Raw genomic sequence first — 12,401 nt, forward strand, 5'->3', positions numbered from 1 at the left:
AAGTAACCATAGCCATGACTTCTCCGCTCAGTGTCAGACGTTCCTATCCAGACGGATCCCGCTTTGACGCCGTGCAGATGCGCGATGGCTGGCCGTTGCGGACCTTTGAATGGCCGATTGAGGGGCAGGCGGCCGGATCGATCCTGTTTCAGGGTGGCCGAGGCGACATTATCGAAAAGTACCTAGAGGTATTCGATCACTGGCATGGGCTGGGCTGGAATATCACCGCCTTCGATTGGCGTGGACAAGGCGGCTCGGGGCGCCTCTCCGCCGATCCGCATGTCGGGCATTGTACCGACTTCGGTGTCTGGATAGATGATCTTGCCGAATTTGCAGCCGACTGGACGAAGCGTAGTGCCGGCCCTCATGTGATCATGGGGCACAGCATGGGCGGCCACCTTGTACTCCGTGCATTGGCAGAAAAGCGCATCTCGCCCGACGCTGCTGTGCTGATCGCCCCCATGCTCGGATTTGAGACAGGCCCGCTGCCACTGTCGCTCGTTGCCTGGCTCGTGAGGCAACTCGCGCGCTTCTGGCCAGAGCGCGCAGCCTGGAAAGTCAATGAACGGCCGGCCCCGCGCGGGGCATCGCGGCAGAATTTTCTCACGTCGGATGTGGATCGGTACAATGACGAGCTCTGGTGGAAGCATGAGAAGCCCGAACTGGAACTTGGCCCACCCAGCCTCAAATGGCTTGAACAGGCCTATGGCTCGGCACTCGCACTTGAGGCTTCCCGAGGCATTGGCGAAATTCGATTGCCGGTTCTGTTGATCGGCACTTACGGCGACCAGCTTGTGAGTCCTGCGGCCATACCGCGCTTTGCAAAGAGAATTCCCGGTTCAACGCTCAAGATGTTCGACAAAAGTGTCGCGCACGAAATCCTGCGCGAACGCGATGGCCCGAGGGATGAAGCGATTGCCCTGATCGACGCACTTCTTGGGAAGATTGGGGCAGGCCGCTGATGCATTACGATGTTGCAATTGTCGGAGCTGGAATGGCAGGCGCGAGCCTTGCCGCGGAACTGGCAGCGGACATGTCCGTTCTGCTGCTGGAGGCCGAGAGTCAGCCTGGCTATCATGCGACCGGCCGTTCGGCGGCTTTCTGGCACGAGACCTATGGCGGGCCCGATGTGCAGCCGCTGTCCAAGGCGTCGCTGTCCTGGCTTGCAACACCACCGATCGAAGTGGGGGCAGGGTCTTTCCTTTCGCCCCGCGGTGCAATCACGCTGTGCCGGTCTGGAGAACGAGACAAGCTGCAGGCCTTTGCAGATTCCTTTGCGGCAAACGGCCTCAGTTTCGAATGGCTCGACCGGTCGGGCCTTGATCAGCATTGTCCTGGCCTGAGGCCGGACTGGACATTGGGCCTGCGTGAACCTGACTGTGCAGATATCGACGTTGCTGGTGTCCATCAGGCCTATCTTCGCATGGCTGCACGTCGTGGCGCTGTTCTCCATTGCAATGCAGCCCTGACGTCAGCGCGAAGAGGCGGCGCGGGCTGGAACCTCGAAACGCGCCATGGGTCGTTTTCCGCACAGGTTCTTGTCAACGCTGCCGGAGCCTGGGCGGATGAGGTAGCTGCCATTGCGGGTGTGCGACCGATTGGCATCACGCCGTTCCGGCGAACAATCATCCAGTTGCGCTTTGATAGGCCGATCCCGAGAACTCTGCCCCTGACGATCGATATCAATGGCCAGTTCTACTTCAAGTCGGACGGCGGTGACGGACTTTGGCTCAGCCCCCACGACGAAACGCCGTCACCGCCTACCGATGCTGCGCCTGAGGAATTGGACATAGCAATAGCGATCGACCGGCTTGAACACGTGGTCGAATGGCAAGTGAGGCAGGTAAGCCACAAATGGGCCGGTCTCCGGAGCTTTGCGCCGGACCGCCTTCCTGTTTACGGATTCGACATCGCGGATCCCGATTTTTTCTGGTTCGCGGGGCAGGGAGGCTTCGGGATTCAGACCGCGCCTGCCGCTGCCAAGATCGGCGCAAGCTTGCTTACGGGCAAGTCCGCTGCGCCGATGATCGAGAATATTGACGCCGCGCGATACGCGCCAGCCCGATTTACTTGAGCGTTACTATTTCAGCCGAGCTCGAGTTCTGGACATTCTCGATGCACTTCATCGCTCCGGCCTTGGAGGCATAGCCCTCGCTTGCGGTTGCAAGGATGTTTCCATTGCCATGGCGCAGACGCCAGCGATGTTCGCCCTTCTTATCCTTGTACACCTCGAATTTCATAGCCCCGACTCCTTCTGGTGGAATCGCAAGTTATGCACCGCTTGCCTGTGCAATCAAGGCTGCATCGCTGGCCAGTCGGTCTGCCCGTTCATTGTCCTCATCGCCGGCATGGCCTTTGACCCAGACCCAATCGATCCTGTGCCGCGCCGTGGCCTCGAGAAGCTCCTGCCAGAGCTCGGCATTCTTGACCGGCTTCTTGTCGGCGGTTCGCCAGCCATTGCGCTGCCATCCATGGATCCAGCGCGTGATTCCGTCTTTCACATAGACGCTGTCAGTCACAAGGGTCACATGACACGGGCGCGTGAGCGCCTCAAGGCCGCGAATGGCTGCAGTCAATTCCATGCGGTTGTTGGTCGTGTGCTTCTCGCCGCCTGACAATTCCTTCTCTCGCGTACCGGAGCGGATAAGGACGCCCCAGCCACCGGGCCCCGGGTTGCCCTTGCAGGCGCCGTCGGTGACGACTTTCACGCGGGAAAGCTCATTCATTGCGCGGCGTAATGCTCAAGGCGCCGAAGAAAGGCGAGCGGATCCTTGCGGGTGACGAGCGCATCGGTTGGTGTGTTGAGCCAGTCCCACGCGCGTGTCAGGAGGAAGCGCAGACACGCGCCGCGCGCGAGGATCGAAAATGCGGCGCGCTCATCGTCGGTCAAACCGAATGTTTCCTCATATCCGTCAAGGATCGCGTCTCCGATGGCAGCATCGAATCCCGTGCCGTCGTTCTGAAAACTCCAGGCTGCATGGGTGATCGCGACATCCCAAGCGCGCACTTCGGTGCAGGCAAAGTAGAAGTCGATCAGTGCGCTTACCGAGCTGCCGACCATCAACACATTGTCCGGAAACAGGTCTGCGTGAATAACGCTCTTCGGCAGGGTTGCTGGCCAGTGGCTGTTGAGGAACGTGCATTCCTTGGCAATTCGTTCCCTCAGGCCAATCTGGATTGCATCGAGATCTTCTCCACAACGCTCGGCAAGGTCGAACCAGCCTTCCGGACCCAGACTGTTCGGCCGGCTCATCTTGAAGCTTGCTGCCGCTTTGTGGACTTGGCCCAGCGCCGCACCGACGGCATGCGCTTGGGCAGCGGTCGGATGGGAAACCGACAGACCTTCCGCAAATTCGATCAGCGCAATGGTCTTTCTATGCCAGACAATTGTTGCGGCGCCGCTCTCAGTATGGCGCGCGCGAGGCACTGGGCAGCCATTGTCTGCCAAATGGTCGATCAGCGAAAGAAAGAAGGGGAGGTCGTTGGTGTCGACACGCTTTTCATAGACAGTCAGGATGAAACGGCCATCCGTTGTATCCAGAAGGTAGTTGCTGTTCTCCACGCCCTCGGCAATGCCCTTGGCAGAAAGCAGGCTGCCCGCGCCGAAGGCATGGACAAGCTCCGCCATGTCTTCCGCGGGAATATGTGTATATACGGCCATAACGTCAGCCGCCGTTCAGGGTCTGAGGGGCAAAAAGTAAAATCATCAGGGTTTGCCCCGTAAAGGAGGGTCTTGCCCGACGCAATTCGCTTGATTGCGCGAGGTAAAGCCGCTTGTCTGTTATGATGCGTTTGTCAGCCACTCTTCGGCGAATCCTTTTCTCCCTGGTCATCCTTGCCTTTCTGGTGGCCTTGGGACTCTATCTTGAACGGAAAACGATCGCGCGTCGCTTTGCTGACGCGCAACTGGCGGGGCGCAAAGTCAATGCGCACTATGACATCAAGGCGATTGGGCCAAGAACGCAGCGGCTCGAACATATCGTTATTGGCGATCCGAAAAACCCCGATCTTGTCGCGGATTGGGCAGAGATTGAACTGGGCGTCGGCCTTTCCGGCGTGGTGGTCCGCACCTTGCGGGCGGGCGGGGTTCAACTGCGCGGGCAATTTTCGAACGGCAGACTGAGCTTTGGTGCTGTCGACAGATTGCTTCCAACGCCCAGCGGTGAACCTTTCACTCTTCCAACCTATGACCTTTCGCTCAGCAACGCCCGCCTGGCGCTTGCAACAGATTACGGGCAGTTGGACTTCCGCCTTGATGGCAAGGGCAATCTTGCCGACGGCTTTTCCGGCTTGCTGGCCGGCACGTCAAAGCATGTGCAGGTCGGTCGCGTGGGGCTTGATGACGTTGCAACACGATTGAAAATCACCACCGAACGACGGCGCATATTGGCTGAAGGGTCAATCGCGGCGTCAAGGCTGAAGTTTGACAGGAATATTCTCGCCCAACCAGCAATACGACTGAATGGAAGCACGAACGAATCCTTCACAAGTGCAACGGCGGACTGGTCGCTGGGCGCTGGTGTGGAGTCGCTCGCGCGGGGCAAGGCAAAATCTCTGCGCGCCGACGGAAAATTCGCGCAGGACGGCGGTGCCAGAACTTTGGCCGCGAAACTTCAGTTGGATGGCGTTCGGCCCACTGCGGCTGAACAGAAACGGCTTGTTGCTGCGATTCCAACGGCCGGAGGGACGCCGCTCGAGCCGCTTCTGAAGCAATTTCGTGAGGCTCTGGCTGGCCTCGGCAAGGGCAGTACCGTGATTGCCCCAGTCGAGTATCACGCGACCCGAATGCAACAATCCGTGTTCGTCGGCCCACCGACAATTATTGCCGCGTCAGGCGCCCGATTGCTCGGAAATGGTCGCGGATTGGTTTTCCCGCTTGGCAAAGGGCAGGCAAACTTCAGTGGCGACTTTGCCCTTTCGGGTGGGGGATTTCCGATCAGTGTGGCACGCTTCGCCCTGAACAAGGGAGTTTGGACCGGGTCGGCCCGTTTTCAGCCGTATCGCGCAGGCAGCGCACAACTGGTGCTTACGCCAGTGGAAATGCGCGCGAACGCTTCTGGCTTTGGCGTACGGACCAATGCGCTTCTCGATGGCCCCCTCGGCAGCGGGCGCATTACGGGTTTGAGCGTACCGATTGCAGTGCGACCTGGGCACAATCCGCTTGGTGGATGCTTCAAGTCCGGATTTCGCACTCTGGAAATAGCAGGGCTCCGTCTGGCACCTTCCTCCTTGAACGTGTGTTTGGCCGGCAAGGAAGCGCGGCTCGCGCCAGCACTATTTGCTGGCCGCCTTGGCGACTCCCCCATTCGAATTGCGGCCAATGGAGCCCGCATCGGGTTCTCGCGCGGCGATTTTGCCGTCGACAGCCTGGGTGTAAGGCTTGGGCCGGGAAATCGCCTCTCCATGCTTGATGTGACTGCATTGACAGGAAGATTTGGCGAAGGACGGGCTGAAGGCAAATTTTCCGGAGCGTCTGGTTCAATTGGCAATGTGCCGTTGAAAATGTCCGAGGGGAGCGGGGCCTGGCAGTTCTCGAACAGCAGGTTGATGCTTCAAGGCGGCTTGCGGCTTGCTGACGGCCTGTCGACCGATCCACGCTTCAACCCGCTGTTTGTGGATAGTTTCTCGCTGCAATTTGCCAATAATCTGATCCTCGCGAACGGCGTTGCGCGCGAACCGAAAACCCTCGCCCAGGTTGCAGAATTGGCGATCAGGCATGAACTGTCGTCAGGAACCGGCGGCGCGACAATTGACGTGAACGGCCTCACGTTCGGCCGCGCACTCCAGCCTGAAATGCTCACGACCACGACATTGGGCGTGATTGCCAATGTCGTCGGCACAATCAACGGGCGCGGTGAAATCCGCTGGAGCCCTGATACTGTGACAAGCACGGGCAAATTTCGAACCGAAAGTCTGGATCTCGCGGCAGCATTCGGTCCGGTCACGGGCCTCAAGGGCGAGATTGCCTTGTCAGACCTTCTGGGGATTGAGACCAAGGCGGGCCAAATGGTGACGATCAGTTCGATCAATCCCGGTATCGCTGTAGTCGATGGCAATATTCACTATCAACTTCTGCCCGGGCTGAAACTGAGGATCGAAGGGGGGAGGTGGCCATTTGCCGGAGGGTTCCTGATTCTCGAACCCACGACGATCGATCTTTCGGCGGCAGCGGAGCGGCGTTTGACTTTCCGGGTGGAGGGAATGGATGCTGGGCAGTTCATCAATCAGCTGCAGTTCGAGAATATCGATGCGACCGGGGTCTATGACGGCACGTTGCCGATGATCTTCGATGAACATGGCGGGCGGATCGAGGGCGGCAGGCTCGTTGCGCGCAATGGCGGGACACTGGCCTATGTCGGTGAAATATCGAACCAAAACCTGGGAACAATGGGTCGCGTTGCATTCGATGCGCTGAAATCGATCAAATATGATCGGTTGAGTATCGATCTTGACGGCCCACTGGACGGGGATGTCGTGACGCGCGTCAGCTTTGCAGGCGTCAATCAGGCACCGATCGAAGGGGTTCGGGCCAAGTTCCCGATACCAATCCGTGTCACTGGCCTCACCAATTTTCCATTCATATTCAATGTCACGATTACAGCGCCATTCCGTAAATTGTTCGACATGAGCCGGACAATCAGCGATCCTTCGCTACTGATCGAAAGACTGAATCCCGATCTTCAGCGGATTGGGCCAGCGAAAACCATTCAGCCGCCAGAAAGCGAGCGTGTGCAATGAGGGGATTGATGTTGACGACAGTGAGGCCCGAAGGTTACGCCGGTCGCATGAAACAACACACACTCTTGGCTTTCGCCGCTGTAGCGGCACTTTTGGCGGGATGTGTGACTGTGAAAGCGCCCGACAAGCCTATCGAGATCAACCTGAACGTGAATATCAGGCAAGAGGTGGTTTACAGCCTGAAACAGGATGCAAACGACCTCATCAAAGATAATCCGGAGCTGTTTCCAAAATGAAGAAGACGTTGACTATCTTCGCGGGCCTTGCGGCAAGTGCTACACTTGTCATCAGTGGCGGTATTGCAATTGCGCAATCGGCCGGCCTTGTTTCAGCAGCTCTCGCAGAAGGCAGTGTGGGCGAGCAGGCGGACGGCTATCTGGGCATCCGCGGCTCGGCTTCCGAGGCCTTGCGTGCGGAAGTCGATGCAATCAACATCAAGCGTCGCGCCGCCTATACCCAGCGGGCCGCGCAAAAGGGCGCTACGGTGAAGGAAGTGGCCGCAGCGGTCGGCTGCGAAACCCTTGCCACGCGCGTGCCGACGGGTCGCGCCTATTTGCTGCCCGACGGCGTATGGCGCGTGAAAAGCGACGCACCAATCTCGTTGCCAGCCTATTGTGCGGGTTAACTCAGGAAATCGGCAACAAACGCATTGGCCGGTTTTTCGACAATGGTGTTTGGCCGGTCGAACTGTTGAATGGCTCCAAAGTCCAGTATGGCAACCTTATCCGCCAGGGCGAAGGCCTCTTCCCGGTCGTGCGTCACAAAAATTGACGTGATGCCGAGCCGGTCGTGAATTCCGCGCAGCGCATCGCGCAGTTCTTTGCGGACTTTCGCATCCAGCGCGCCAAATGGTTCATCGAGCAAGAGGATGCTCGGGTTGCGGGCGAGGGCGCGGGCCAATGCGACGCGTTGCCGCTGGCCTCCGGACAATTGTGTGGGATAGCGGTCGCCCATACCTGACAGCTGGACAAGATCGAGCAACTCGCGGACCCGTTCATTAATCGCAGCTTTTCCAGGCCGTTCCCGCCGTTTCATGACATTCAGGCCAAAGGCTATGTTCGACGCAACCGTCATGTGCCGGAACAGGGCATAATTCTGGAAGACGAAACCTATCCCACGTTCCTGCACAGGAACGTCGGTCACGTCCTTGCCACCGAACAGCACTGTGCCTTCATCGGCAAAGGCAAGTCCCGCAATGATCCTCAAAAGGGTGGTCTTGCCGGATCCTGATGGGCCGAGCAGCGCCACAAATGCGCCGTCGTCAATGGCCAGCGAAACGCCGTCGAGGGCGCTATGCCCGTCATAACGCTTCACAATGTCACGCACCTCGATTGTCATGTCGTCAGTGTCCTTGTGCCTTCAGATCGTCGCCATGCCGCCATTCGAGCAGGCTTTTAAGAACCAGCGTGACCAAGGCGAGGCCAGCCAGTATCGACGCGACTGCAAAAGCAGCCACAAAATTATATTCGTTGTAAAGCACCTCGACGTGCAGCGGGATCGTATTGGTTTCCCCACGAATGTGCCCGGATACGACCGAAACGGCTCCGAATTCTCCCATGGCCCGCGCGTTGCACAGGAGCACGCCGTAAAGCAGTGCCCAGCGAATATCTGGCAGGGTCACATGCCAGAATGTCTGCCACCCGTTTGCGCCGAGCGACAGTGCAGCTTCCTCTGCTGCCCGCCCTTGCGCGGTCATCAGCGGGATTATCTGTCGGGCCACAAAGGGGAAGGTCACGAAGATCGTCGCCAGCACGATGCCGGGCACGGCAAAGATGATCTGGATGTCACGTTCCTGCAGCCAATCGCCAAGCCAGCCCTGTGCTCCAAAGATCAGCACATAGATCAGGCCGGAAACGACGGGGGAAATTGAAAAGGGCAGTTCGATAAAGGTCACAAGCCAGGCTTTTCCCCGGAAGTCGTGCTTGGTGATTGCCCAGGCGGCCACGATGCCAAACACCATGTTCAGCGGCACGGAGATTGCGGCCACCCAAAGCGTAAGCTTGACGGCCGCAACGGCATCAGGTTCCTCGAGTGCCGCAACATAGGCCGGCCACCCTTCGCGCAACGCTTCCACGAAGACTGCCGCCAGCGGCAACAAGAGCACGAGGACGATATAGGCAAGCGCGCCGCCAATAAGCGCAACTTTGAGCCATCCTGGCGTTGCAAGGCTCGAGCGCCTGTTCACAGGCCCACCCTGCGCTGTGCGCGGTGCTGAAGCCGATTGATCAGTGCAAGCATGGCAAAAGAGATCAGCAACATGACGACCGCAATCGCGGAAGCGCCGGCATAGTCATATTGCTCAAGGCTCGTGACGATCAGCAGCGGGGCGATCTCCGAAACTTTGGGGATATTCCCGGCTATGAAAATCACCGAGCCATATTCACCGACGCACCTTGCAAAAGCCAAGGCGCAGCCGGTCACCAGAGCCGGCGCGATTTCCGGGAAGATGACGCGGGAAAAGACTTGCCACCGCGTTGCTCCCAGGCTCGCCGCTGCTTCTTCAAAGCCCCGATCAAGGTCGCCGAGCACCGGTTCGACCGCACGAACGATGAAGGGCAGGCCAATGAAGATCAGCGCAACCACAATGCCCTGCGGTTGATAGGCGATCTTGATGCCAAGCGGCTCGAGCCAGGACCCGATCCATCCTGTGTCGGCATAGATGGCCGTCAGGGCAATGCCGGCAACGGCTGTAGGCAAGGCAAAGGGAAGATCGACTGCGGCGGAGAGCATGCGTCGTCCCGGAAAATCGAAGCGCACCAGCACCCAGGCCACCAGCAGGCCAAAGACGGCATTGATCAGGGTCGCCAAAGCGGCCGCGCCGAACGTGACGCGATAGGCAGCCATCGCGCGGCTCGAAAAGCCGACCGTCAGAAAATGGTGCCAGCCGTCGCTGAGGCTTCGCAGGAAAACAGCTGCAACCGGGATGATGACGATAAGGCTGACCCAGAACAGTGTCAGCCCCAACGTCATGCCGAAGCCTGGGAGGGCGGAGCGTCGCGTCATGATAAGATTCCCGATTTACCCACGCCGACCATCAGAAATCGAACTGGAGCCGCGTGGCAAAGGCATCGCCTTTGGCCGTCGTCCCGTTCACCAGCACTGGCGCCACCACCAGGGGCGAGTTTGTCCCCTTGAAGCGGATATAGTTGAACAGGATTTTTGTATTGGGGTTGAGATACCAGTTCAGGGCGCCGGTCACGCTGGTTGCCTTGCGTTTGAGTGGGGAGAGGTTCTTGTCCGTCAGGTTCAGCGTATCGTAGCGAAGTGCAACTTCAAATGCGCCCAGATCACCTGTCGCAGGATTGAAATTCTTGAACGGCTTGAACTTGTCGACAACGCCGTTCTTGACCGCACGCGCCTCGCCGGTGATCGACAAGGTGCCGAACACGTTGAAGCCTTCGAAACTCACGTTGGGCGCCGTGCCAAACCGATCGAGCGACAGGTGGCCATATTCGCCCTGCACCGAGAATGGTCCGCGAATGAGCAGGGCCTCGGCACCAAGGAAGTCGGCATCCTTGACGCCCGTGGACGGGCCGCTTGCGGGATTGGTGCCCGCAATCGCTGCGGAAATGATCCTGCCGTCATCGATCCGGACGTTGGGCCGTTCACTGACGGTTAGCGAGTTGCCCGGGAAGTTCGTTGCATGGAATGCTGATAGCCCGACGTGTACGACCTTTCCGGTATCGAGGATCGGATCCCATGTGATGCGACCGTTGATGCCATAGCCCTCATCGGGGGTGGTTGCATTGCGCAGGACAGATTCGCTCGATCCGAAGAGGCCGAAGGCTGCGTTGAGCTTGTCGGTCTGGTAGGCAAGGCTGAGGCCGACACGCCGTTCGGCACCGACCGCGCCAAAGGCATTGCTCGCCATGCCGCGCTCAAGGAAAGTGTTCGCCGAATCCGATGTGTTGGCTTCCAGTCCGTATGGCGCCTTGTGCTGACCCGCTGTCACCGACCATTTCGGGTTGATCGCGTAGGTGACATAGGCGTCCAGCAACGTGACCGAGTTCTTCACCAGCTCGGCCTCGATCCGCCATTTGAAGTTCTTGTATGCTGTTCCTTCAAAGCCGAAACGCGCGCGCCGGATATCTGTACCGTTGCTATAGTCATAGCCGCCGGCGCGTTCATTATAGCCGGCATAATCGATCTGAAACACGCCGCGTGGCTTGAATGTGAAGTTGTCGTTTACATCGGCAAAGGTCGGCACGACGCCGGGCTGTGCTGCCCTGGCGGAACGCACTTCGACCCGCTCGACGCGCGACTGGGTGTCAGCTGCTGCTGCTTCCAGCTGGGCATTGCGGGCCTCAAGCTGGCGGATACGCGCTTCCAGGGCATTGAGCCTGTCGACAACCGGATCTCCGGTCTTTGCCGGTTCGACTGCCGCATCTGCAGTGGTATCATCGGTAACAAGCGTATCCAGTCCGGAGCCGGAGTCCGGCTGCTGTTCCTGAGCGCGCACAGGCGCAGCGATCAGTGCAAGCGCAGAAGCGCTCACAAACAAGATTGTTTTCATCGTCAACCTCCCTTGAAGGGCCCGGCCATCCAGCCGCCCCGTCTTATTTCTTTGCGTCTTCGAAGACCTGATCGAACAGGCCGCCGTCGTTGAAAAAGGTTGCCTGAGCCTTGGCCCAACCGCCGAAATTGCGATCTACAGTGAAAAGAGGAATGTTGCGGAATTGCCCCTTGAACTTGGCTGCTGCAGCCGGGTCGCGGGGGCGATAATAGTTTCGACCAATAATATCCTGCGCGGCCGGGGTATACAGGAAGTTGAGATAAGCCTCCGCCACCTTGCGTGTGCCCTTGCGGTCAACGACCTTGTCTACGACGGCGACAGGCGGTTCCGCGAGGATCGAGATGGACGGCGTTACAATCTCGAACTGGCCCTTCCCGAGCTGACGCTGAGCCAGCAAGGCTTCATTTTCCCAGGTAATCAGAACGTCTCCTTGCCCCCGCTGAACGAACGTGGTGGTTGAACCGCGCGCGCCACTGTCGAGGATTGGCACATTGCGGAGCACCTTGGTCACGAACTCCCGCGCCTTCGCGCCTGAGCCATAGGTCTTCTGGCCATATCCCCAGGCCGCAAGGAAGTTCCAGCGCGCGCCACCGCTCGTCTTCGGGTTTGGCGTGATCACTGAAACACCCGGACGCGCCAGATCGTCCCAATCTTGAATGCGTTTCGGGTTCCCCTTGCGGACGAGGAAGACGATGGTCGAATAATAGGGTGCGCTGGCATGCGGCAGGCGGCGCTGCCAGTCGCGCGCGATCAGGCCGCGCTGGGCTATCGCATCAATGTCATATCCAAGTGCCAGTGTCACGACATCAGCCGGCAATCCGTCAATCACGGAGCGTGCCTGCTTGCCCGACCCGCCGTGGCTCTGCCGAATCACGACGTCCTGGCCTGTCTTGGCCTTCCAGTCGCGGGCAAAGGCGGCATTGACTGCAGCATAAAGCTCGCGCGTCGGATCATAGGATACGTTCAGTAGTGTCGCCGGCGCTGCAGCGACCGATGCGGCAGCGGGTATAAGCGCCAGTGCCGTGGCAGCAAGCGCTGCCCGGGTAAAATATCTGCGGTTCATCTTGAAAATCCTTTGAACAGGTTTGGCTTGCACGCAGGAAAGATGATGCGGCCGGTAGACCGGTCCGCATCAGTTTCCTTGGGAAGC

At 58.9% G+C, this 12,401-nt stretch carries 13 protein-coding genes; 5 read left to right on the forward strand and 8 right to left on the reverse strand.

Annotated elements, in window-relative coordinates; genetic code table 11:
- Positions 1–14: 14 nt before the first annotated feature.
- Positions 15–962 carry an alpha/beta fold hydrolase gene (locus K0O24_RS08685; RefSeq protein WP_219892363.1) on the forward strand — a complete coding sequence of 316 codons (948 nt, stop codon included), beginning with the start codon at positions 15–17 and terminating at the stop codon, positions 960–962.
- The gene (locus K0O24_RS08690) at positions 962–2,074 is read left to right on the forward strand and encodes an NAD(P)/FAD-dependent oxidoreductase (RefSeq protein WP_343211230.1); all 1,113 of its coding nucleotides are present in this window, start codon (positions 962–964) and stop codon (positions 2,072–2,074) included. Before K0O24_RS08685 ends, K0O24_RS08690 begins: the two co-directional genes overlap by 1 nt.
- On the opposite strand, the gene K0O24_RS08695 is transcribed toward K0O24_RS08690, so the two are convergent.
- Genes K0O24_RS08695 through thrB form a run of 3 tightly spaced genes read right to left on the reverse strand, consistent with a single transcriptional unit; the run spans position 2,067 to position 3,661 of the window.
- Complete coding sequence (locus K0O24_RS08695; protein WP_219892364.1) at positions 2,067–2,240, reverse strand: YegP family protein; 174 nt, start codon at positions 2,238–2,240, stop codon at positions 2,067–2,069. The genes K0O24_RS08690 and K0O24_RS08695 overlap by 8 nt on opposite strands.
- 30 nt (positions 2,241–2,270) lie before the next feature.
- Positions 2,271–2,726 carry a ribonuclease HI gene (rnhA, locus tag K0O24_RS08700; protein WP_219892365.1) on the reverse strand — a complete coding sequence of 152 codons (456 nt, stop codon included), beginning with the start codon at positions 2,724–2,726 and terminating at the stop codon, positions 2,271–2,273.
- Positions 2,723–3,661: a homoserine kinase gene (gene thrB / locus K0O24_RS08705; RefSeq protein ID WP_219892366.1), complete on the reverse strand. Its 939-nt coding sequence runs from the start codon at positions 3,659–3,661 to the stop codon at positions 2,723–2,725. The genes rnhA and thrB overlap by 4 nt, the downstream gene beginning before the upstream one ends.
- Positions 3,662–3,783: 122 nt before the next feature.
- Between thrB and K0O24_RS08710 the strand changes: the two genes are divergently transcribed.
- The 3 genes from K0O24_RS08710 to K0O24_RS08720 are packed head-to-tail and all read left to right on the forward strand — an operon-like array spanning position 3,784 to position 7,363.
- Positions 3,784–6,738 (forward strand): intermembrane phospholipid transport YdbH family protein, encoded by a 2,955-nt coding sequence (locus K0O24_RS08710; protein WP_219892367.1) that lies wholly within the window; start codon positions 3,784–3,786, stop codon positions 6,736–6,738.
- Between the two features lie 47 nt (positions 6,739–6,785).
- Positions 6,786–6,974: a YnbE family lipoprotein gene (locus K0O24_RS08715; protein WP_219892368.1), complete on the forward strand. Its 189-nt coding sequence runs from the start codon at positions 6,786–6,788 to the stop codon at positions 6,972–6,974.
- Positions 6,971–7,363: a YdbL family probable chaperone protein gene (locus K0O24_RS08720; RefSeq protein WP_219892369.1), complete on the forward strand. Its 393-nt coding sequence runs from the start codon at positions 6,971–6,973 to the stop codon at positions 7,361–7,363. Before K0O24_RS08715 ends, K0O24_RS08720 begins: the two co-directional genes overlap by 4 nt.
- Here the strand turns inward: K0O24_RS08720 and K0O24_RS08725 are convergent.
- Genes K0O24_RS08725 through K0O24_RS08745 form a run of 5 tightly spaced genes read right to left on the reverse strand, consistent with a single transcriptional unit; the run spans position 7,360 to position 12,314 of the window.
- Complete coding sequence (locus K0O24_RS08725) at positions 7,360–8,076, reverse strand: sulfate/molybdate ABC transporter ATP-binding protein (RefSeq protein ID WP_219892370.1); 717 nt, start codon at positions 8,074–8,076, stop codon at positions 7,360–7,362. The two genes, K0O24_RS08720 and K0O24_RS08725, sit on opposite strands and share 4 nt — an antisense overlap.
- 4 nt (positions 8,077–8,080) lie before the next feature.
- On the reverse strand, positions 8,081–8,923 hold the full coding sequence (cysW, locus tag K0O24_RS08730; protein ID WP_219892371.1) for a sulfate ABC transporter permease subunit CysW: 843 nt from the start codon (positions 8,921–8,923) through the stop codon (positions 8,081–8,083).
- A complete protein-coding gene (gene cysT / locus K0O24_RS08735; protein WP_219892372.1) occupies positions 8,920–9,741 on the reverse strand; it encodes a sulfate ABC transporter permease subunit CysT in 822 nt (273 codons plus the stop codon). Before cysT ends, cysW begins: the two co-directional genes overlap by 4 nt.
- A gap of 31 nt (positions 9,742–9,772) precedes the next feature.
- On the reverse strand, positions 9,773–11,251 hold the full coding sequence (locus K0O24_RS08740; RefSeq protein WP_219892373.1) for a porin: 1,479 nt from the start codon (positions 11,249–11,251) through the stop codon (positions 9,773–9,775).
- Positions 11,252–11,294: 43 nt separating this feature from the next.
- On the reverse strand, positions 11,295–12,314 hold the full coding sequence (locus K0O24_RS08745; protein ID WP_219892374.1) for a sulfate ABC transporter substrate-binding protein: 1,020 nt from the start codon (positions 12,312–12,314) through the stop codon (positions 11,295–11,297).
- Positions 12,315–12,401 lie beyond the last annotated feature (87 nt).

It is taken from the genome of Aquisediminimonas profunda (assembly GCF_019443285.1).
Lineage (GTDB): Bacteria > Pseudomonadota > Alphaproteobacteria > Sphingomonadales > Sphingomonadaceae > Aquisediminimonas > Aquisediminimonas profunda.